The sequence below is a fragment of the Superficieibacter sp. HKU1 genome, assembly GCF_029319185.1.
Taxonomy (GTDB): domain Bacteria; phylum Pseudomonadota; class Gammaproteobacteria; order Enterobacterales; family Enterobacteriaceae; genus Superficieibacter.
Genome location: NZ_CP119754.1, coordinates 2176424 through 2196891, shown reverse-complemented (window position 1 = coordinate 2196891; position 20468 = coordinate 2176424). Strand labels below are relative to the sequence as shown.

20 protein-coding genes and 2 pseudogenes are annotated in these 20468 nt (G+C 52.6%); 12 read left to right on the top strand and 10 right to left on the bottom strand.

Annotated elements, in window-relative coordinates; translation table 11 throughout:
* Positions 1 to 27 precede the first annotated feature (27 nt).
* Entirely contained in the window at positions 28 to 1011 is a 984-nt protein-coding gene (gene zntB, locus P0H77_RS10470) for a zinc transporter ZntB (protein WP_276164827.1), read from the bottom strand.
* Positions 1012 to 1379: 368 nt separating this feature from the next.
* On the opposite strand from zntB, the gene P0H77_RS10465 reads away from it, so the two are divergent.
* From P0H77_RS10465 to P0H77_RS10450, 4 genes are all read left to right on the top strand, one after another.
* Entirely contained in the window at positions 1380 to 3509 is a 2130-nt protein-coding gene (locus tag P0H77_RS10465; RefSeq protein ID WP_276164826.1) for an EAL domain-containing protein, read from the top strand.
* A 160-nt stretch (positions 3510 to 3669) separates the two neighbouring features.
* Positions 3670 to 3897, top strand: a complete 228-nt coding sequence (locus tag P0H77_RS10460) for a YgdI/YgdR family lipoprotein (RefSeq protein WP_103676478.1) — start codon at positions 3670 to 3672, stop codon at positions 3895 to 3897.
* Between the two features lie 438 nt (positions 3898 to 4335).
* Entirely contained in the window at positions 4336 to 4746 is a 411-nt protein-coding gene (locus P0H77_RS10455) for a YsnF/AvaK domain-containing protein (protein WP_276164825.1), read from the top strand.
* A 38-nt stretch (positions 4747 to 4784) separates the two neighbouring features.
* A complete protein-coding gene (locus tag P0H77_RS10450; protein ID WP_276164824.1) occupies positions 4785 to 5825 on the top strand; it encodes a YsnF/AvaK domain-containing protein in 1041 nt (346 codons plus the stop codon).
* Positions 5826 to 5875: 50 nt separating this feature from the next.
* Here P0H77_RS10450 and P0H77_RS10445 read toward each other — a convergent pair whose 3' ends face one another.
* The 3 genes from P0H77_RS10445 to P0H77_RS10435 all read right to left on the bottom strand — a co-directional run bounded on the left by P0H77_RS10445 (position 5876) and on the right by P0H77_RS10435 (position 7500).
* Positions 5876 to 6259, bottom strand: coding sequence for a VOC family protein (locus P0H77_RS10445; protein ID WP_276164823.1), 384 nt, complete (start codon positions 6257 to 6259; stop codon positions 5876 to 5878).
* Between the two features lie 130 nt (positions 6260 to 6389).
* Positions 6390 to 6962 (bottom strand): hypothetical protein, encoded by a 573-nt coding sequence (locus P0H77_RS10440; protein WP_276164822.1) that lies wholly within the window; start codon positions 6960 to 6962, stop codon positions 6390 to 6392.
* Positions 6931 to 7500 carry a hypothetical protein gene (locus tag P0H77_RS10435; protein ID WP_276164821.1) on the bottom strand — a complete coding sequence of 190 codons (570 nt, stop codon included), beginning with the start codon at positions 7498 to 7500 and terminating at the stop codon, positions 6931 to 6933. Before P0H77_RS10435 ends, P0H77_RS10440 begins: the two co-directional genes overlap by 32 nt.
* A 64-nt stretch (positions 7501 to 7564) precedes the next feature.
* On the opposite strand from P0H77_RS10435, the pseudogene P0H77_RS10430 reads away from it, so the two are divergent.
* The 6 genes and pseudogenes from P0H77_RS10430 to P0H77_RS10405 form a co-directional block, all read left to right on the top strand.
* A pseudogene (locus P0H77_RS10430) lies at positions 7565 to 7837 on the top strand (winged helix-turn-helix domain-containing protein); the annotation flags it as partial.
* 14 nt (positions 7838 to 7851) lie between these two features.
* Positions 7852 to 9302 (top strand): annotated as a pseudogene (locus P0H77_RS10425) (heavy metal sensor histidine kinase).
* Between the two features lie 64 nt (positions 9303 to 9366).
* Entirely contained in the window at positions 9367 to 9690 is a 324-nt protein-coding gene (locus P0H77_RS10420; protein WP_276164820.1) for a cupin domain-containing protein, read from the top strand.
* Positions 9668 to 10435: a carboxymuconolactone decarboxylase family protein gene (locus P0H77_RS10415; RefSeq protein ID WP_276164819.1), complete on the top strand. Its 768-nt coding sequence runs from the start codon at positions 9668 to 9670 to the stop codon at positions 10433 to 10435. Before P0H77_RS10420 ends, P0H77_RS10415 begins: the two co-directional genes overlap by 23 nt.
* 3 nt (positions 10436 to 10438) lie before the next feature.
* Positions 10439 to 11023: a flavodoxin gene (locus P0H77_RS10410; RefSeq protein WP_276164818.1), complete on the top strand. Its 585-nt coding sequence runs from the start codon at positions 10439 to 10441 to the stop codon at positions 11021 to 11023.
* 23 nt (positions 11024 to 11046) lie between these two features.
* Entirely contained in the window at positions 11047 to 12111 is a 1065-nt protein-coding gene (locus P0H77_RS10405) for an alpha/beta fold hydrolase (protein ID WP_276164817.1), read from the top strand.
* Positions 12112 to 12183: 72 nt separating this feature from the next.
* On the opposite strand, the gene P0H77_RS10400 is transcribed toward P0H77_RS10405, so the two are convergent.
* Positions 12184 to 13356 carry an MFS transporter gene (locus P0H77_RS10400; RefSeq protein ID WP_276164816.1) on the bottom strand — a complete coding sequence of 391 codons (1173 nt, stop codon included), beginning with the start codon at positions 13354 to 13356 and terminating at the stop codon, positions 12184 to 12186.
* An 84-nt stretch (positions 13357 to 13440) separates the two neighbouring features.
* On the opposite strand from P0H77_RS10400, the gene P0H77_RS10395 reads away from it, so the two are divergent.
* Positions 13441 to 13941, top strand: a complete 501-nt coding sequence (locus P0H77_RS10395) for an Lrp/AsnC family transcriptional regulator (RefSeq protein WP_276164815.1) — start codon at positions 13441 to 13443, stop codon at positions 13939 to 13941.
* Here P0H77_RS10395 and P0H77_RS10390 read toward each other — a convergent pair.
* Together P0H77_RS10390 and P0H77_RS10385 are read right to left on the bottom strand one after the other, a co-directional pair.
* Positions 13938 to 15065, bottom strand: coding sequence for an MFS transporter (locus P0H77_RS10390; protein WP_276165098.1), 1128 nt, complete (start codon positions 15063 to 15065; stop codon positions 13938 to 13940). The two genes, P0H77_RS10395 and P0H77_RS10390, sit on opposite strands and share 4 nt — an antisense overlap.
* A 141-nt stretch (positions 15066 to 15206) precedes the next feature.
* Positions 15207 to 16265 (bottom strand): alpha/beta hydrolase, encoded by a 1059-nt coding sequence (locus P0H77_RS10385; protein ID WP_162872098.1) that lies wholly within the window; start codon positions 16263 to 16265, stop codon positions 15207 to 15209.
* Between the two features lie 264 nt (positions 16266 to 16529).
* Between P0H77_RS10385 and P0H77_RS10380 the strand changes: the two genes are divergently transcribed.
* A complete protein-coding gene (locus P0H77_RS10380; protein WP_276164814.1) occupies positions 16530 to 17414 on the top strand; it encodes a LysR family transcriptional regulator in 885 nt (294 codons plus the stop codon).
* A gap of 170 nt (positions 17415 to 17584) precedes the next feature.
* Here P0H77_RS10380 and P0H77_RS10375 read toward each other — a convergent pair whose 3' ends face one another.
* The 3 genes from P0H77_RS10375 to P0H77_RS10365 all read right to left on the bottom strand — a co-directional run bounded on the left by P0H77_RS10375 (position 17585) and on the right by P0H77_RS10365 (position 20415).
* Positions 17585 to 18013 (bottom strand): cyclophilin-like fold protein, encoded by a 429-nt coding sequence (locus P0H77_RS10375; RefSeq protein WP_276164813.1) that lies wholly within the window; start codon positions 18011 to 18013, stop codon positions 17585 to 17587.
* Positions 18014 to 18077: 64 nt separating this feature from the next.
* On the bottom strand, positions 18078 to 19121 hold the full coding sequence (locus tag P0H77_RS10370) for an alpha/beta hydrolase (RefSeq protein WP_276165097.1): 1044 nt from the start codon (positions 19119 to 19121) through the stop codon (positions 18078 to 18080).
* An 85-nt stretch (positions 19122 to 19206) separates the two neighbouring features.
* Entirely contained in the window at positions 19207 to 20415 is a 1209-nt protein-coding gene (locus P0H77_RS10365; RefSeq protein ID WP_276164812.1) for an MFS transporter, read from the bottom strand.
* Between the last annotated feature and the right edge of the window lie 53 nt (positions 20416 to 20468).

Here is a 20468-nt window from a genome sequence, read left to right as displayed (position 1 = left end):
TTCAATTTATGTTAAAAAAGTTAATTTTTACAGCCATTTACTACGATGTAACCACCATGTAACGCCACCAATTAAGATAACTAACATGATACAAAAGGCCGCAAAACCATAATGCCAGTTGCCGCCAGGAATGCCTCCCAAGTTGACGCCAAACAGGCCGGTCAGGAAGGTGCTTGGCAAAAACACCATTGCCATCAGCGACATGGTATAGGTTCGCCGCGACAGTGATTCCTGGGTGATCTGGGTGATTTCATCGGTCATCACCGCCGTGCGTGAAATGCAGGCGTCAATTTCATCCAGCCCGCGTCCCAGGCGGTCCGCAATATCCTTCATTCGTTGCCGCTGATCGTCATTCATCCACGGCAGACGCTCACTGGACAGACGGGCAAAAACATCGCGCTGAGGTGCCATATAACGGCGCATCACAATAAGCTGTTTACGCAGCAGCGCCAGAAACCCTCGCGGGGGGATCTCCTGATCGAGCAAATTGTCTTCAAGATCGATAATCCGGTCATGCAGCTCTTCAATAAACTCACTGGCATGATCGGTCAGGGCATCACAGACATCAACCAGCCACCCGCCACAATCGGTGGGGCCGGTGCCTTCCTGGAGGTCGCTCACCACATCATCCAGCGCCAGCACTTTACGCTGACGCGTTGAGACAATCAGCCGCTCATCCATATAGACCCGCATCGCCACCAGTTGATCGGGGCGCTCGTCGGTACTGCCATTAATGCAGCGCAGCGTAATAAGCGTTCCCTCCCCCAGACGGCTGACGCGTGGGCGCAGGCTTTCCCCTGCCAGCGCATCACGCACGTTATTGGGCAACAGTGGCGTGGTTGAAAGCCATTGCGCGCTATCAGGGTGGGTGTAGTTCAAATGGAGCCAGCACGGATGATGTCCATCAATACGATCGCCATTTTGCAGGGGCGTTACCCCACCTTTACCATCCAGTTGCCAGGCGAATACCGCATCAGGCACATTAACATCCGATCCCTTTAAGACGTCCACAGCGCCTCCGTTATTCATCATTCTTGTGGTTAGTCTAGCCATATGCCGACGTTAAGCAACTGTAAGCGAAAGGATAATTGGTTTTACTTAAGTGACGTCTGGCAAATAACTGAATAGAGCGGCTTTTATAAATAAGCGCTACGGCAGCCAGCGAAATAATTTTAAAAGGTATGTTGTGTGATGAATTAATTAACCTGCTAACGAACTGGCAAACTCCACTAAAATCATCTTCGCCTTAAACTGGCGTCCAGGATGGGCTAAGACCGCCCTGTGTAAAGGAAAATATATTTTTTCCTGACGGGCAAATGAGTAACGCAAAACGCGATTTAACTGCTAAATTAGACTTATCTTATTTTATTCTGGACGGTATGATGGTCCTCGTCTCATGGGATCCGATGTTGATCGGGGTCTCTTTTATTGTTGCTTTCATGGCTTCCTTTGTGGCGCTTGATTGCGCCGCGAAAATTACCGTTTCACAACGTAAAACGGATTTCTTCTGGCGATTTTCCGCCGGTGCGACGCTGGGCCTTGGGATCTGGTCAATGCATTTTATCGGCATGTTATCCATGAGGATGACGATGCCGATGCGCTACGACTTCTCGCTCACCTTAATTTCGCTGCTGGTGGCTATTGGCAGTGCTATCGCCGCGATTACTATTGCGGTTTCCTCCAGCGCGCTCGCGCCCAAACGATGGATTTTGGCGACGGGCATTCTCAGCGGCGGCGTGGTCACCATGCATTATACCGGGATGTCTGCGCTACGATTTCACGGGTCAATTGTGTGGAGTAAGCCGCTGATTGCCCTGTCAGTGCTCGTCGCGTTTGCTGCCTGCGGTATTGCCCTGTGGCTGACATTTAGCCTGCGGCAACGGCATAAAAACAGGCTTTCGCATCGTATTCTCGCGGCAATAGTGATGGGCCTCGCCGTCGCCGCCGTCCATTATATCGGCATGGGTGCGGCAACCTTTGGCGGCCATGGTGCTGGTCTTGCGGACGGATTAAGTGAGCACGGTCTTTCCCTGTGGGTAACGGCCACAACGCTGCTGCTGTTAGGATGTATGCTCATATTTTCCATTATCGATTCTCAGGTGCGCACTACCCGTCTGACGGAAGATCTTGAACAGTTGAACCTGCAACTGGAACGGCAATCACGCTACGATGCGCTCACCGGGCTGGCAAACCGTATCCAGATGGATGTGCGTCTTGAAGAATGCCTGCTCAGCGCCCGGGACGTTCGCGCCACGTTCGCCGTAATGGTAATGGATCTTGATGGTTTTAAACGTATTAACGATACGCTGGGCCATGCTGCGGGTGACCGGCTATTAATGGCGGTCGCCAACCGTATCAGCGCTCGCTTAAGACCAAAAATGCTGCTGGCGCGGCTGGGAGATGACGAGTTTATGCTGCTGGTGCCTGATACCAGCGAAGGTGAAGCGACCGATCTTATCGCGGGGATCCTTGATGCAGTACGCCGCCCGGTTTATGAAGCCGGGCAGTTACTCAATCTCTCGCTTAGCGCCGGCGTGGCGATGTTCCCGCGCGACGGTGAGAATTCGCATCAACTTAAAATGAATGCTGCCACGGCGATAAATAGCGCCAGGCGTGAGGGCCACAATAACTGGGCAATGTATAATGCGCGCACCATGCAGCAAGGTAATACCGCGCTTACGCTTGAGCAGGACATCACCCAGGCGCTGGCGTTACAGCAGTTCGAATTATGGTACCAGCCGATCTACAGCAACGGAACTGAAGCACTGTATGGCTTCGAAGCGCTATTGCGCTGGCGTCATCCGGTCAATGGCATTGTGATGCCGGATGCATTTCTTCCCGCGCTGGAAAAAAACGGCCAGATCCTGCCCGTTGGACAATGGGTAATTGAAGAAGCCTGCCGTCAACTTAATGCATGGAGCGAGGAAGGCCATGACGAACTGACGTTGTCCATTACGCTTTCTGCCAGCCAGTTTGAGCAGGAAGAGATTCATACGCTGGTCTGCTCGATGTTAGAAAAATATTCGGTCGCTCCCGCCCGGCTGACGCTCAAAATTGTTGAGTCCATTGCGCTGACTAATCCCGAGCGCAGTCTGAGGACGTTGATGGCATTTATGCGTTCAGGACTAACGCTGGCGATTGATAATTTTGGAACGGGTTATGCCAATGTCATGCTGTTAAAAGATTTACCCGTCCAGCACTTGAAAATTAACCGGAGTCTAATCAAAGATATCCGCTATAACGGCAAAAATATGGCCATTGTGTCTAACATTATCGAGGTTGCACACTCCATGCATATGAGCGTGGTGGCACAGGGCATCGAAACGGTGGAGCAAAAGCATTTATTATCCAGCCTTGGCTGTGACTATTTACAGGGATTTTTACTGGCGCGCCCTGTACCAGCCAGTGACATAGCAGAATTGCTTCAGCGTCAGGTACCGACTGCCGTGGTGACCCATCAGCCCGCGCTTATCGATCCCCTGTTGCCCGGGATAAAAAACCAAATGTAAACGCAGATCCTGAGCTTGATGGCAAACCGTGCGTGAAACAAGGGGGCGCCCCACTCTGTCAGTAGTCTGAGATCCTGCTAATTTTTGTAGTTGCCCTGCAAACTATTATCTCGCTGCTATACTTTAGTTCTGACAAAACAACAGAGTAGCGAGGATAAACATGAAAAAAGCGTTAATTATACCCCTTAGTGTTCTGCTGGCTGCCGCAGCGCTTTCTGGTTGCACGCGTACAAGCTATGCCATTCATACCAATGATGGTCGGACCATTATTAGCGATGGTAAACCGCAGGAATCTGAAACCGGGCTGTTGGGCTATAAAGACGCTAACGGCGTGAAGCAACAGATTAACAAATCTGAAGTTAAGAACGTCTCTGAAGTCCCGCATTGAGATGAGCAGCCCCGCAAGGGGCTGTAGCTACCGCGTTTCCACTCCTGCCATCCTGGCTTAAACCTTCATTAGAAACAAACTCATAAACAGCAAAAATGATAAAGTTATTAATAGCCTATCTTTTTGCCTGTTTATCCCTTAAATTAGCCTTTCTTGTAATGATAATGCACATTGCATTCTCTCAGGAACATCTGGATTTCATGTTCCTGAGAGTTTTTTTACGTTGCCCTTCACTGAAATCATTGCTTACTTTCCCCTCTCCCTTGCACAGCAACGTGCAAACGCTTAAGTGCCTAAAAATTATCTGTTAACATTTTTACATAATTACAACGCGGCGAAAAATACCGTTTGGTCTATGCTTAAATACATTGACAGCAACGACAGACGATTATTTAGCTAAACAAAGAACATTCTTAAAATCACAGGCTTAAACGTTATATGCGAAATAAAGATGCTATAAATAATACTACGTCAACGCCAGATAAAACGATGCCGCTAGCGGAAGAAAGAATTACTGTATCGAAAGAAAAAATCGTCGATCGTCGCATTCAGATTTCTCGTAAGACGGTTACTGATGAGCAGCTCATCGAAACCGAACTTAGCCGTGAAGAGGCAATAATTCATCGCGTTAGTAAAAATGAGATTATACAACCTGATAAGATCCCCACGGCCCGACAGGAGGGTGATATTTATATCATTCCGGTGATTCGGGAAGAGGTGGAAATAATACGCCGTCAGGTTCTGGTAGAGGAGATTCACGTAAAAAAAATTCTTACCAGCGAACATTTTCAGGAAAGCGTCGAATTAAGACGTCAGGAATTAGATATTTCCACGGATAAGGAAGATTAATAACATACCCCGTAACCTAAGCACGAGGAGAATCTCTGATGGCTCATGAAAAAATCGTTACCGCCTTCGAGCAACCCCAGCAGGCAGCAGCAGCGAAAGAAAAATTGATCGCTGAAGGTATCCCGGAAAGTCATATTGATATCATATCGGGCGAAAGATTACGCGTTGAAGATAAAGAAATTCGCCATCCGAGCTTCTGGCAGCGCCTTTTCGGGGACGATGTCGATGACGACTACGCCACCGAATATAACAAAGCCATCCAGCTTGGCGGCGTGCTTCTTACTGCCCGTGTAGATAAAGACGATGCGGATCGCGTTGAAGCACTGCTTGATAGCTATTCCAGCGACTACTCTTCCCTGCGCGGGTCATACGATCCGACCACCGAGCGCGATTATCTTGGTGAAGTTGACAGCACTACCGCAGCGGACATCGGCGGCGTACGCCCGGTCGATAATCCCGTTTCCGGTGTCGGTACAGGTGGAGTAAGCGGCGTAGCCCCAACGGGTAACATCCCGCCAAACGTGGGTGGCGTCCGTGCCGTTGATCCTGACACCCTCAGTGCCTCAGAACGGACTCGCGACTGGAGTTCGTCTGATGATATTACCGATACCGACGACCTCTCTGATAACCGCGATCTTACCCGTGACCGCGCCCTGTCAGATGATGTTAATCGTGAGACGCTGAAACTGGCTGAAGAAGAAGTCGATATCAGTAAACGCCGGGTTAGCGACGGTAAAATTCGTCTGCGCCGTTATACGACCGAAGAAGATGTGTCTGAAGATATTTCGCTGACCGAGCATCACGCCAATGTTTTCCGTTCGGCGGTGGACGAACCAGCCTATCTGCACGATGTTGACTGGTCAGATAAAACGATTGAAGTTGAAGAGTCTCATGAAGTGCCGGTAGTAAATAAAACGGCGCATATTCGTGAAGAAGTCGGTATTGATACCGAGCGAACTGAGCGCACCGAAACTGTACGTGATACCGTGCGTCGTCAGGAAGTCGAAGTCGATAAATCCGCTTCCGATAAAGACCGCCTGTTAGATAAAGATCGTTTTGATGACGATAAGAAATTCTAAGCTGGCCTTTCAGGTCTAACTTCAGCCCCCGCCTGCCGGGGGCTGAACGTTTATTCAACTATCTCAATTAAATTGCCATCCGGATCGCTAATCACCGCCTCGTAATAGCCATCCCCTGTCGTCCGCGGCGGCGACACCAGAATGCCCTGCTCTTCTGCCCGCCTCGCCATGTCATCTACCGCCTGCTTACTGCCAGGTGAAATCGCCAGATGAACCCATCCGGTCATATTATTCTCAGGTTTCACCCGAGTGAGTCCAGGTTTGGTCATTAATTCAATGGCAATCGTGTCGTTGATAGTGACGAAATAAGATTCAAATCCATGATTCGTTTTACTGCAATATTTGTCGTTGATGTTACCGCCGAAAAATTCGACCCAGAAACGCGCCTGTTGCTCCAGGTCTTGGGTCCATATGGCGATATGGGCAATTTTCATCGTAAACCTCTTCACGTAATTTCGTGTTTTTGTGCAATATCCTCGCAGATATTATTACCATAAGTGAGAATAGTTGGTCGCGTCACGATCCCCGTACACGAGGATCGTGATTTATGACTCTTCACGCCACCTACGACTTAAGCGCCGGAACGATATATTGCACCGGCAATACCAGATTTGAAAGTTCAAGCAAAGGCATCGGGTTTACCGTCAGGTTCGACATAATGGTCACTTCGAAGGCCAGATAGGCTCCCAGTTCAGAAGGACGGTACTTCCGCGCCCAGGTCGTTATTGCTTCGCTTAAGGTTCCAACCATCGTCTTCAGCGAAAGCGTACGGTCGTTGTGCTGGTTGGTGCTGACCTCAAGCGGCGGCATCACCGCCAGCGGTAACGAAATGGACATCTCCGTCAACGTGGATGCCAGGGTATAAACGTAGGTTACGTTCACCTGCAGTGTACTGCTTATACTGAAATCGGTTTCGAACAGCGCGTTAAACAGCACGGAAAGGTGCTGCTCCAGCAAGCGTTGCACCGGTTGTCCATCCTGCCTTCCCAGCGTCGCGATATTCACACGCTGTGCGGACCGCAGAGTCGGATGTAACGGGTTGCCAAACGAGACATCCGGCGTGGTGAAGACAAAGGGCTCGTTGATCCTGCCGCCGATATCTTCATTACGGGTAATTATACACCGTTGAGACCGCATCCTGCCGCTCCAGAATCTGCATCCCGGGCAACTCCACGGTACGCGCTGCCAGACTTTGCGCAATGTCAGCCGTCAGGGGCTCCCCATGTTCGTTCTGATAGTACCAGGCGTAACGTCCTGCGGTGGAGTCGCTCAATTCGGGAATAAAGAGTGGCTGATAGCCCGCAATCTGCACAGCAGGATAATCACTCAGCCCGGTTGGCTCGCCATCGGCGGAAGTTAACGTCACTACCCACACGGTTCTGTTCTGCGAATTGATATTCACCGTTACGCTTTTTTCAGCGATGCAAAAGCGCCAGGTTTCTGTCGCAAGAGTGCAGTTTGCATCCTGATGGGTGACTCGCAGGCTACGGGCTCCACTGGCCTGGCTGACGATATCCGTGACCATCTTCAGATAAGCCCCCAGGGCCAATGAAGCCTCATCAATCTTACGTTGGTCGCTGGTCTGCGCATCAATCAGCGGTACCGTCTGGCCGATTACCTGGGTGAGCGTTTTCTGGCTGTCAGTAAACTGCGCTAATCCCTGGAACGCATCCATATATCCTGCCCGCAACTGGTCGTTGCTGTCCTGAAGATTGAAGTGAACAGCGTGATAAACAACCCTGCTGGCTCGCCGGGTATTTCGCGCCGGAACGCGACTGGAGCTAACTGCGAAAGAGTTTTCCCTGCTGAGCCTTCTGGCCCGGCATCAGGGGGAGATCCTGTCAAAGATGATGATTGCGGAGCAGATATGGGACATGAATTTTGACAGCGATGCCAATGTGGTTGAAGTGGCCATTAAACGCCTGCGGGCCAAAGTGGATGCCCCGTTCGATATCAAGCTGTTACATACCGTTCGAGGCATGGGGTATGTCCTTGAAGTCCGGTCCGCATAAATGAAGGGGATAGCATGCCTGAGCGTTCCATCTTCGTTCACCTGGCGCTGATGTTTGCCTTATCCGCGCTGCTGATTGTGTCCGTTATCGGCATCCTGCTCAAAGGCTCTTTGCATGACTCTTTGCAAAAGCAGATGCACAATGAGCTGCTATTCCGGGAATCATTAATGAGTCCGTGGATCACCGCGCGAACTTCGGCTGACGGCTGGTCGACGCTTGCCAATAAATTCACCGTATTAACCAATTCTGAAGGTGAACGCGTTCGCTACTGGATAGTAAGCGATGACCCACGCTTCAGCATGGGGGGAACACCCCCGGTGGGTGTCCAGTGGTCTTCTTTACAGGAAGGTTTTAATAAAGTGCCAGGCGCATCAGAAGGTGCCTGCTCGCTGTTTCTGTTAGTGAAAACGATCCCCGCCAACGGTGAAAGGCCTGAGCTTCGCTATGTGGTTGCCATCGACTCTACGCCGTACATGGGCACACTCGATGCGTTCACGCGTACATTGCTGATCATTACCGCACTGGGCGTCGTGGTTGTCGCCTTACTGGGATACGTCGTTTCGAGGATCGGTCTTCGTCCCGTTGGGGCGCTCAGTAAACAGGCCCGGCAACTCGCTCCCGGGGACCATGGTCAGCGCCTGAATACCCAAGCATTACCTGACTAATTACAGCAGTTAGCATCATCTTTTAATGGCGTGCTGGTACGGCAAGAGGTCGCCTGGAGGCAGCTCGAAAGCTTTAATGCCGATGTTGCGCATGAACTCCGGACTCCGCTGACTAACCTGATTGGCCAGACGCAGCTGGGCCTCGCGCGCCGACGTTCACAGGATGAACTGGAAGAGTTACTGGGTTCCAATCTGGAAGAACTTGAACGCATGACGTCTATCGTTAACGACATGCTGTTCCTGTCCCATGCAGGTGAACATGCGTCCCAGCTTACGCAGGTCTCCCTGCGGGAAGAAACCCTGAAAACAGCGGAGTATGTGGAACCCTCTTTTGCTGAAAAACAGCTCTCTCTGGATGTCCAGGGCGACGTCACAGCGCACATCGACCGCCGACTGTTCCACCGATCACTGGCTAATTTCTGGAAAATAGCGCAAGACACTCGCCCTGCAACAGCACGATCACGGTGCGGTTAAGCGAAACCGGTCATCAGGCCTGTGTTGAAGTTTCAAACCCGGGCGATCCGATAGCACCAGAGCACTTACACCGGCTTTTCGAGCGGTTCTATCGCGTTGATACCTCCCGGGCCAGGAGTGATACCCATAACGGGCTGGGCCTGTCGATCGTGCGTGCCGTCGCCATTATGCACCGGGGAGGTGTATTTGCCCGTAGTGAAGCTGGCATCAATACATTTGGCCTCACCTTTGCGATGCAAGCGGATAAAGCGGCGGGCAACGCTCACTCCGGCACTGAGCCGGGGCCAGGGTTAACTGACAGAATTGTCAGGGGGGCGTCAGCCTGACGTCATCACCCCCTCGATAAAATCATCGCAGGCAATCCCCTCTTCATTGATAAGGACGCTTTGCATGATCGGACATTTACGTTACCTCGGGCTGTTACTGCCTATTACATTTTCATCCAGGGCAGCGGAGCAAAATCCTGCTGTCCATATCGCCGCCGCAGGAAGTCAGAATGCGGTGTTCGGGTCAGCCGAGAACTTTACCGGTCGCGTTAGGGTTGATCCTCTCTTCAAACCGGATAACGACATCCCTGTTTCCGGGGCTTATGTCACCTTTGAACCCGGCGCTCGTTCCGCCCGGCATACGCATCTGGCGATCACCGGGATTGTGGATGGCAAAAGCGTTAACTGGAAGGAGTTAGTGACAGATGAACAATACCACGCCCATTAAAGCATTAGCGGCAGCGGTACTGCTGACCTTTGGTTTTGGTCTTACGGCACATGCTGCTCCCGTCAATAAAGGAGCCTCAGAAATGAACCACGAACAAAGGGTTTCAGATACGCTGTCAGCCCGCCAACAGGCCATCCCGTTGATTGCGGCATCGATGGCCAGCAGTCAGATGGATAAGCTGAATGCAGCCCTGAATCAGGGTCTTGACGCCGGACTCACGATAAACGAAACCAAAGAGATTCTTGTCCAGCTTTATGCCTGTACGGGCTTCCCCCGTAGCCTGAATGCGCTTAGTGAATTGATGAAGGTCGTCGAAGCACGTAAACAACGTGGTATCAAAGACGTTGAGGGTAAAGAACCGGTTGCCCCGATCCCTGTTGGGGATGAGCTTCGCCGCATCGGTACCGCAAACCAGACAAAAATCTCAGGCGCTCCCGTCCAGGGCCCGCTGTTTGATTTTGCCCCGGTGATTAACCAGTTCCTGCAAACGCATCTTTTCGGTGACATTTTCGCCCGCGATAACCTCGACTGGCAAAGCCGCGAGCTGGCAACGGTTGGCGCATTAGCGACCACGCCGGGCGTCGAATCACAACTGCTGTCGCATACGCGAGCCAGCATGCGGGTCGGCCTGACGGCAGCGCAGCTGCGCCAGCTGGCACAGGTTCTGCGTGAATATGGCGAAAATGATGCAGCAACGCGAGCTGAAAAGGCGCTGCAGCAGGCGCTCGCAAACCATCAGGGGTGAGTTATGGAGCATGATCCGAACCGCAGAATGTTAATCACCGCACTTGCCGGTCTCACGCTGGCAAACGTATCTCTGGCATCAGCTGCGACCGGAACCGCAAACGTGCAGGGTAAAAGCCTTGTTCTGGTGGCGTACTTTTCTCGCAGCGGAAATACACGCGTCATTGCGGGCGTCATTCACCGCAGCCTGAATACCGATCTGTTTGAAATCGAACCGGCTACGCCTTATCCGGAAGACTATTTTCAGACTGTTGAACAGGCGAAAAATGAGCGTGAGCGAGGCGTAAAACCGGCATTAAAAAATAGCGTTGCAGATATCTCACGCTACGAGACCGTGTATTTAGGCTTTCCGATCTGGGGGACCAGCGTGCCGCCTGTCGTGCAAGCATTTCTCAGCAGCCACAACCTTGCGGTCAAATTACTTATCCCCTTCATTACTCACGGTGGCTACGGTAAAGGAGACTGCGACGACATCCTTACCCGTCTCGCCCCCACTGCACGCCGGGAAAAACCGCTGGTTATTGAATGCGACCAGGAGCGAAGAACGACTGAAACGGTCACTCGTTGGTTAGCAACGGTACGCAGCTGATTTATTAATAAGAGGAGATACCCTTGAAGACAATTTTAAAAACGCTGGCCATCTGCGTAATGGCGGGTGGCCTGGTGACTCAGTCGGTATACGCCGAGCCGCTGGTCATTCAGGAACAGGGAAGATTCTCTGCAGGTGGTACTATCATCACCGCCCCAGGAACATTTGACGCGAAAAAGCCGCTGGATTCTGCTGGCCAAACTTATCATGGCGATCATACCTCAGTGTTCTACCAAATTCCGGAAAGTCCGCATAAATACCCTATCGTCATGCTGCACGGAGCAGGTCAGTTCTCCCGCACCTGGGAAAGCACGCCGGATGGTCGTGAAGGGTTCCAGAATATATTCCTGCGTCGCGGGTTCTCAACCTATCTTGTCGATCAGCCACGACGGGGCAGCGCCGGGCGCACTACCGTAGAAGGTACTGTCACGCCTGAACCGGATGAACAGGTGTGGTTCAACCAGTTCCGCGTTGGCGTGTGGCCAGAATATTTTAAGGGCGTTCAGTTCTCTCACGACAAAGAAGCACTGAATCAGTATTTCCGTCAGATGACCCCAAATACCGGGCCGTTTGATTTCAATGTCATCTCTGATGCGATGTCCGCAGTAGTTGATAAATCCGGCCCCGCTATCCTCTTCACCCACTCTCAGGGCGGCGGACCAGGCTGGTACACGGCGATGAAAAACAACAAGGTCAAAGCCATTGTCGCCTTCGAGCCTGGCAGCAGCTTTGTCTTCCCGGAAAAAGAACTCTCAGCCCCTATGCCAGGCGCGTTCGACACGCTGAAGGGTGAGCCTGTTCCGATGGAGCAGTTTATGGCGCTGACCAAAATCCCGATTCTGATTATTTACGGCGATAACATACCGGATAAACCTGTCGCCATGCCCGCGCAGGACAGCTGGCGCGTACGCCTTGCGATGGCTCGGGAGTGGCGCGACGTGGTGAACAAGCATGGCGGGGATGTGACGGTGACGCATTTGCCTGAAGTGGGAATCAAAGGGAATACTCACTTCCCGTTCTCTGATCTCAATAATGTGCAGATTGCTGATTTGGTGAGTCAGTTTTTGAAAGAGAAAAATCTGCAGTAGCCGTTTTAGAAAATCACCTGAATCGTTTAAAAGAGCGCCCACCCATAGTGGGCGCTCATCACCTTGTGTAACTTATTCAAGTACCGGAAAAATATAACCTTTACGCGCACTTTGCCACGCAAGAACAGCGAGGCCCAACGCAATAAAGGACAGAATCGCGCCCGCCCAGTTGGGAGAAGCCAGTCCAAAACCCGCAGCAATGGTTACCCCACCGGCCCATGCCCCCAGCGCATTTCCCAGATTAAACATGCCGATATTGACCGAAGCCGCCATTGTCGGGGCTCCCGCATGGCTGGCGCGCTCCATCACCAGTTTCTGAATCGGTGAGACCGTCGCGAAGCCGAAGGCCGCCATCAGAAATACTGAGATGCTGGCAACCCACTGGCTTTCAACACCCGCCCAGAAGACCAGCAGCACCAACCCCTGAGCCGCGAGGGTAACGAACAGCGTGCCAAACAGAGAGCGGTCAGCGAAGCGCCCACCAATCCAGTTACCGACGGCAAGCCCCAGACCAAACAGCACCATTAACCCAGCCACGCCGCCTGCGGAGAAACCGGCCTCCTGTACCATCATTGGCGCAATGTAGGTAATCGAGGTGAAAAAGGCGGCCGGGCCGAAAATCGTGATCCCCATGACCAACAGCACCTGCGGGTCAACAAAGGCTCTCAGTTCGTTACGTAAAGCAATCGCTTTGCCTTTCGCAATATGCGGAACCAGCACGGCTATGCTTGCCATCGTCAGCACCCCGATACCGGCAATGATCCGGAATACCAGCCGCCAGCTAAAGGTTTGCGCAAGCCAGGTACCCGCCGGAACGCCAAGCAGGTTGGCTAATGTCAGCCCCGAAAACATAAAGGCAATCGCGCTTGCCTGACGTCCTGGCGCCACCAGCGATGCGGCAATAATCGAGCCGATACCAAAAAAGGCCCCGTGATTAAATGAGGTGATAATACGGCCGACAATCGCTATCTCCATTGTCGGCGCGATGGCCGTAATGATATTACCGATCGTAAAGATACCCGCCAGCGCAATCAGCATGGCCTTGCGGGGGATCCTAACGCCGACAATCGTTAACAGCGGTGCACCAATAAATACGCCCAGCGCGTATGACGTTGCCATCATTCCCGCTTTCGGGATACTGACGCTAAATTCTGCGGCAATTTGTGGGAGGATCCCGGCGATGACAAATTCCGTCAGGCCGATACCAAATGCGCCCACGGCGAGGGCGAAAAGTGCGATAGGCATTGCAACTCCATTATTTGTTTTGTGGCTTAATAATATTAGGTAGAATTAAGTATATTCATACTTTCATTCAGATTGAGAAGCCCTGTGAGCGCATTTGATAAAGAAAAAGATGGTATTCGGCAGACAAGACATAAACCGGCGGAACTGGATGCTATTGACCGAAAAATATTAGGTGCTCTGGCGGAGGACGCAGGTCGCAGCTACACGGAATTGAGTGAGATTGTGAACTTATCAGCCCCGGCGGTTCACGATCGCGTAAAACGACTGAAGCGCGATGGGGTGATCAAGGGTACCGTGGCGGTCCTGGATGGCTGCAAGCTGGGACGGACGCTGTTAACGTTCCTGGTTATCGACACCAGTAGCTATCAGGCAACGCGCGCCCTTTTGCAGTTCACCAGCCGCAAGGAAGTGGAAGAGTTGCACACCGTTGCCGGGGATGGCTGCGTATTTATCAAAGTACGTGCTAACGATACTGAATCGCTGGAGAATTTCCTGATGGAGATTCAGAGCCTTGAAGGCGTACGTTCCGTACGCAGCTATATTGCGCTTTCCACTTTTCTGGAGCGCGGGCCCTCGCCGGATTAACGCGCACCGGCCTTCTGGCGTGCTGTAAAAAAGGTCAGTACGCCCGCGCAAAGGAGCAGCACGCTACTCATGGCAAACGTGCTCTGCCAACCGAGGAGGTCAAACACGATGCCTCCTGCCGTTGATCCAAGGGCGATGGAGAGCTGAATCACCGCGACCATGAGCCCGCCTCCGGCTTCTGCGTTATAAGGCAACGTACGCGCAATCCATGTCCACCATCCGGTTGGCGCAGCGGTGGCCAGCATGCCCCAGAGCCCTAACAGCAACGAAACCGTCCAGACCAGATGCCCGGTCAGCATCAGGCCGATGGCAATGACGGCCATCAACCCAGGTATGGCCATCAGCGTAGGGTAGAATTTTCTGTTGAGGAATGTCGAAACAACCAGCGTGCCGATAAAACCGGCTACGCCGATAATCAGCAAAATCAACGACAAGCCTGAGGAATCAACCCGCGTCACGGTCTCCAGGAACGGGCGCACATAGGTAAATAGCGTAAACTGGCCCATGAAAAACAGGCCGCAGGCCAGCATGCCAACCGCAACCACGCGGCGGCTAAGTATGCGGAATACATCGCCAGGTGACGTGCGGCTTTTATTCGCATCCATACTGGGCAGGCTGATGCACTGCCAGATAAAGGCGACCACCGCGATGGGCACCAGGCACAAGTAAGCGCCTCGCCATCCGACCGTGGCACCCAGATAGCTTCCCAGCGGCGCGGCCACGACCGTCGCCAGCGCATTACCGGCATTAAAAATCGCCAGCGCACGCGTGACCTGTTGCTGTGGCACCAGACAAATCGCCGTTGCCGCAGACATCGACCAGAATCCGCCAATCGCCATACCGATCATCGCGCGACCGATCATATACATCAGATAACTGGAAGCCAGCGCAATAATAAGCCCCGATACGGCCATCAGAACCGTCATTCCCAGCAGCAGGAATTTACGATTCATCTTTCCTGCTAGCGTTGAAAGCGTCAGGCTGGTCAGAACCGCCAGTGCGCCGGAGATAGCAATCCCCTGCCCAGCCAATCCCTCCGTCACGCCTAAATCGCGGGCAATCGGCGTGAGCAGGCTGACGGGCATAAATTCAGAAGCAATCAGCACAAACACGCACAGGGTCATGGCAAAAATACCGCCCCAGTATGCGCGCTGATGATGAGGTGATGGTGTTTGGTTTAGCGTCGACATAGTGAAATTTCACGAAGGCCAGGATAAAAGCCACCAGCCAGAGGCCGGTGGCTTTGCATCAATTCAGGAGAGGGTTTATTTCAGTTTGGTCTGGAAAAATTGTTCGAATTTCGCGAAAGGTATTTTTCCGGCCACGTTATCGTACAGATCCACGTGATTTGCCCCAGGCACCACCACCAGCTCTTTGTCTTTACTACCGACCGCCTTGTAAGCATCTTCAGCAAAATAGCGTGAATGCGCTTTTTCACCAGTCACAATCAGCGTCGGGATGGTGATTTCACTGGCGTAGCTCAGCAGCGGCATATTCATAAATGATAGCGGCATCGTTGCCGTCCACGCCCCGGTCGAGTTAACGGAACGTTCGTGGAAGCCGCGCGGCATGCGATAGTAGTCAAAGAACTCTTTCAGTACCGGATGTGGATTTGCCGGCAGCGTTTCTGGCAGAACGCGCTCGCCCGCGCTGACCTTGCCGTTGCTGTCGACGCTAATATCATGAGCACCGTGTGCGAACGTGCCGCTCTGCGCATCCTTCCAGCGCTGTTCATTCAGATATTGCAGAACAGCACGACGGTCGGCGGTGGAATAACGGTCTTTGCCATCCCCCACACCATGGCCCATCGCCCGGCTCATGTCGTACATCACGCTGGTAGCCACCGCTTTAACGCGGGTATCCATCGCGGCATCGTTCAGCGCCATGCCGCCCCAGCCACAAATACCGAGCAGCCCGATACGGTTGCGATCCACCTCTTTTTGCAGCCCTAAGAAATCTACCGCCGCGCTGAAATCTTCAGTGTTGATATCCGGTGAGGCGACGTTTCGCGGATAGCCGCCGCTTTCCCCGGTGTAAGAAGGATCGAACGCCAGGGTAACAAACCCTTGTTCCGCCAGCGTCTGCGCATACAGGCCGCTGGATTGCTCTTTCACCGCGCCAAATGGCCCACTGACCGCAATCGCCGCCAGCTTGCGATCGCCACGGTCTTTAGGCAGGTAAAGATCGCCCACTAAGGTGATGCCATATCGGTTCGGGAACGAGACTTTACGATGTTCGACTTTCTGGCTCTCGGCGAACGTTTTATCCCATTTATCTGTCATGGACACAGGGGCATTAGGATTGGTTGAATCAGCATAACTCATTGTCGTGACTCCACTTAATGATGCGAATAACAGCATGGCCGGCATCGCGGTTTTTAGCGTTCGGGTGAAGGCTTTCATAAAAATCCCCATAAAAAACAACAGAGAGATACAGGTTTCCGACGGACAACGCTGCGGTGCTTTGCTTTGATGGGGTCATTATAGTAAGCAGAATTAGTGCTGATTAGGGGGCGATTACTGCTAAGATTGATATCATATTGTTATAAATTAATACTGAATTTGCTGTCATTCCGGGGGGATTTTTCAATGGCGAAAAGGGAGAACTACAACGAGCTGTACCTGTTTATGCAGGTGGTGCGGGAAGGCAGCTTTACCGCAGCGGCTCAGCGGCTGGGGCTTGCTCAGTCAGGAGTCAGCCGTTCTGTTCGCGAGCTTGAAGAAAGGCTGGGCGTCCAGCTGCTGGTGCGCACCACGCGTAAACTATCGCTGACGCAAGCAGGCGAGCAGCTCTACCAGAAGACGGCATCTGGATTTGATACGTTAGATCTTGGGCTTGCCACGCTGGCGCACTATCGAGAGACGCCCTCCGGTACGGTACGTATCAATGCCAGCCAGCACGCGATTGATAAATGCCTGCTGCCAAAGCTGGCGGTATTTAAACAGCGCTATCCTGATATCAGGCTTGAACTGATGAATGAGAGCCGGTTCGTCGATATCATCGAGGAAAGATTCGATGCCGGCGTCCGTCTGGGGCCTGAAGTCGGCCAGGGCATGGTCGCAGTACGCATTACGCCGGATATGGAGATGGCGATGGTGGGGACTCCGGAACATTTTCGTCGCTATGGTTTTCCGCAAACCCCGACTGATTTAAAGGCACATCCCTGTATCGCCTATCAGTTTGCCGACGGCAGCGTATACCAGTGGGAACTCAATCAGGATGATAAAAAAATTACCCACCGGCCTGAAGGGCAATGGGCTCTATCCGACAGCTATATGGAAGCAGAAGCCGCCCGGCTGGGCCTCGGGTTAGCCTATGTCCCTGTTGAACTGGTCGACGATGATTTAGAACACGGTAAGCTTATCAGGGTATTACAGCGTTACAGCCTGCGAATGAAAGGATTGTTTCTCTATTACCCTCATCGCAACGTCTCCCCCGCCCTGCGGATGGTCATTGATACATTGAAAATCTGAACGTTAACAACGACCGACTCTTCACTGTACAAAATTGTGTCAGGTAGTCCCTCTGCTTTCAATTCCAAGGTCTGCTTTGAGCGAAAAGCGGACGCTGACCCGGACACCTAAGTTATGCTCAATGAAGACAAATAATGTTACTGCATCAAATTATCGAAATTGAATTGCAATCAATGTGCCATCTCAAATGTCACATCAATATTACCCGTATGCCTGAAAATCCCAACTCCAGAGTGGATACGACCCACTTTCTGAAGGTTACCTATCCGTTCATTGTTCTGTTCGTACATGATCACGAAACTGTGGCGGGGAGCCCAGTAAACAACATCGCCCACTTCATAACCGCTGGTCTGCGCTTCGTTTGCAGGCAGGGCATCCGGGAACCGGTAGCACATTTCGCGTCCGTAAAGATCTTCCATGGGCAGCGTCAGCGGAAAGCGAGAGACCAGCGCCCGGGTGGTGGCATTGTCATAAAACGTTGCCGTCATCACCTGGTCACCTGCGGTGATCTTGACCCGGATACCTTCGGCCTCAGCCCCCAAAGATGAAAATGACACCGCCGTCAGGGAGGCTAGAGCAAGCATGACTGGTTTGAACATAAAACTCTCCGTTGTTTTTATATTTTCAGGAATAACGGCACTGCAATAGTGCCGTTCAGAAACATTATTTATCTGATTTCAAATTGGTGTTAAAGAATGAGACCAGCTTGTCCCACGGGATGAGTTCAGTGCGGTCATACAGGTCGATACGGTTAGCCCCCTTAATCTCCACGAGCTCTTTCGGCTCTGCGGCCATTTTGTAAGCTGTATCGGTATAGGTGCGGGATGGTGCAGCATCACCCACGACAAAGAGTATTGGTCGCGGTGAAATGGACTCGATATCGATAAACGGATGGAAGTTCATGAACTTCGCATAGGTCGACGGCGTTGACCGGCGATCGTTGGATGCCACCTTACCGCGCTCCGTCTGATAAAAGTCATTAGACTCTTTACCTTCGATGAACACCGGATCGTTTTGGCCCGGACCATAAACGGGTTGGCCGGTTTCAGCGGTTTTGTAGCGTTGTTCTGCGGCAATCGCCAGGTCCTTGTTTCTCATCTCCACGGTCCGCTCATGGTTCAGACCGGTACGGAAATATTCACCCATGTCGTACATGCTGACGGTGGCGAGCGCCTTGATGCGGGGATCCATTTTTGTCGCGGCGATGGCAAAGCCGCCACTACCACAGATGCCGATTACACCAATTTTTTCACGGTCTACAAACGTACGGGTTCCGAGGAAATCAACGGCAGCGCTGAAGTTTTCTGCATAGACATCAGGCAGCACGGCCCCACGCGGCGTACCCGCACTCTCACCCCAGAAAGACTGGTCGAAGGACAGCGCAACAAAACCGGCTTCCGCCATTTTGGTTGCGTAGAGGTTAGCAGCCTGCTGTCTTACTGCAGCAAAAGGATGGCCGACAATAAGGGCGTCATATTTTTTACCGGCTTCCATATTGCGTGGAGTAAATAACGTGCCGGTAACTTCCATACCGTAAATATTTTTGAATTTAACGGTTTCAGTCTTCACCTTATCGCTTTTATAGAAATTATCCGCACCGTGGGACATATCCGCCGCGACAGCTGTGTTTGCCCCCATACCCAGAGCGACGCTAAGTATCGCCAGCGCGGCCAGGGTTTTTAATTTCCCTTTTGAATGCAATTTCATATTACCTCCTGAATTAAATAAAGGTGTTAAGACAAACGGAGTGAAAAATCCGGAGAACAATAAATCTCCGGACAGCAGGACCTATTCAGGCCGAATTTTGTTTTCTCTGGCCCGGGCGTTTTAACAGCAGGAACGCCACCACAGCGGTGGACAGCACTGCCAGCGCGCCGGCCAGGAATATCGCGTTCAGTCCCAGGTGGCTTCCTATCCAGCCGAGCGCAGGACTGCCGATCGCCATCGCCACGTCAAGAAATGCTGTGTAGATGCCCATCACCATGCCGCGGTTCTGGGGTGTTGAACCACTGATGGCTTCAATACCGAGGCCCGGGTAAACCAGTGAGTAGCCAAAACCGGCTAAGGCAGCACCTGTCGTCGCAATCAGGGACGTACCGGCAAGCCATATCAGGAACAGCCCGGCGGCCTGTACGAGCACAAAAATCAGCGCAATACGCGCGCCACCAAAGCGATCTGGCAGATGGCCAGCAACGGTCCGGGCAGCAATCAGCGCAACGCCAAAGGCAGTGAATGCCATCCAGACGGGCTGCCAGTTCATGGCGCTGTAATACAGTGAGCTGAAGGCCAGGATGGTACAGTAGCCCGTGCTGGCAAGCGCGGCGCCCAGTCCGGGTAACCAGACCGCGTGCATGACCGAGCCAAAGGTTGCCTGCGCGGCATGTGGATGGGGCGCAACTGCGGGCATGCGAGCAAGATACGCCAGTACCAGTAAAGGAAGCAGAAACGTCAGCAGTGCGATCGCCTCAAAGCCGAAGGCTTCAAACAACATAGTGCCCACCGGCCCGCCGAGTGCCATAGCAGCAAACATTGCGGTGCCCACCCAGGCGATAACCTTACCTGCGTGCTCTTTATCCACGAGGGCCAGACCCCATGCCACGGCGCCGGTAATGATGAAGCTTTCTGCCCCACCAAGGATCGCGCGCCCGGCAAGCAGTACACCCACTGACAGTACCGGCATGCCGACCAGCCAGAGCGACACCTGGTACAGTAGCCCTGAAACGGCCGCGGCGATGAGCCCGGCCACCACGCCCTTTTTGGCGCCGCGCTTGTCTGAATAACTTCCGGACCACACCCGGGAAATCAGCGATGCCGCAAACTGTGCCCCGGCAACCAGGCCCACGATAAACGTCCCGAAGCCCAGGTCATTTTTGACATGCAACGGCAGGACGGGCAGCGCGACGCCGATAATGATAAAACCGACCAGAACCGCGGCCATTACCGGCATCAGCGCTGCGACAACCCGGGCACCGGAATTATTTTGCGAATGTTTTACAGGCATATAATGCAGCCCCTTACCTTTTAATGAACAGAATGTCGTATACGCGTATGTGA

Bases quoted from the DNA above. Each gene is read 5' to 3' on its own strand.
- P0H77_RS10400 (WP_276164816.1), bottom strand. From the start codon at position 13,356: ATGCCTATCGCACTTTTCGCCCTCGCCGTGGGCGCATTTGGTATCGGC.
- P0H77_RS10375 (WP_276164813.1), bottom strand. From the start codon at position 18,013: ATGTTCAAACCAGTCATGCTTGCTCTAGCCTCCCTGACGGCGGTGTCA.
- P0H77_RS10410 (WP_276164818.1), top strand. From the start codon at position 10,439: ATGGAGCATGATCCGAACCGCAGAATGTTAATCACCGCACTTGCCGGT.
- P0H77_RS10380 (WP_276164814.1), top strand. From the start codon at position 16,530: ATGGCGAAAAGGGAGAACTACAACGAGCTGTACCTGTTTATGCAGGTG.
- P0H77_RS10370 (WP_276165097.1), bottom strand. From the start codon at position 19,121: ATGAAATTGCATTCAAAAGGGAAATTAAAAACCCTGGCCGCGCTGGCG.
- P0H77_RS10385 (WP_162872098.1), bottom strand. From the start codon at position 16,265: ATGAGTTATGCTGATTCAACCAATCCTAATGCCCCTGTGTCCATGACA.
- P0H77_RS10365 (WP_276164812.1), bottom strand. From the start codon at position 20,415: ATGCCTGTAAAACATTCGCAAAATAATTCCGGTGCCCGGGTTGTCGCA.
- P0H77_RS10450 (WP_276164824.1), top strand. From the start codon at position 4,785: ATGGCTCATGAAAAAATCGTTACCGCCTTCGAGCAACCCCAGCAGGCA.
- P0H77_RS10460 (WP_103676478.1), top strand. From the start codon at position 3,670: ATGAAAAAAGCGTTAATTATACCCCTTAGTGTTCTGCTGGCTGCCGCA.
- P0H77_RS10445 (WP_276164823.1), bottom strand. From the start codon at position 6,259: ATGAAAATTGCCCATATCGCCATATGGACCCAAGACCTGGAGCAACAG.
- P0H77_RS10435 (WP_276164821.1), bottom strand. From the start codon at position 7,500: ATGGATGCGTTCCAGGGATTAGCGCAGTTTACTGACAGCCAGAAAACG.
- P0H77_RS10415 (WP_276164819.1), top strand. From the start codon at position 9,668: ATGAACAATACCACGCCCATTAAAGCATTAGCGGCAGCGGTACTGCTG.
- P0H77_RS10440 (WP_276164822.1), bottom strand. From the start codon at position 6,962: ATGCGGTCTCAACGGTGTATAATTACCCGTAATGAAGATATCGGCGGC.
- P0H77_RS10455 (WP_276164825.1), top strand. From the start codon at position 4,336: ATGCGAAATAAAGATGCTATAAATAATACTACGTCAACGCCAGATAAA.
- P0H77_RS10420 (WP_276164820.1), top strand. From the start codon at position 9,367: ATGATCGGACATTTACGTTACCTCGGGCTGTTACTGCCTATTACATTT.
- P0H77_RS10390 (WP_276165098.1), bottom strand. From the start codon at position 15,065: ATGACCCTGTGCGTGTTTGTGCTGATTGCTTCTGAATTTATGCCCGTC.
- P0H77_RS10465 (WP_276164826.1), top strand. From the start codon at position 1,380: ATGATGGTCCTCGTCTCATGGGATCCGATGTTGATCGGGGTCTCTTTT.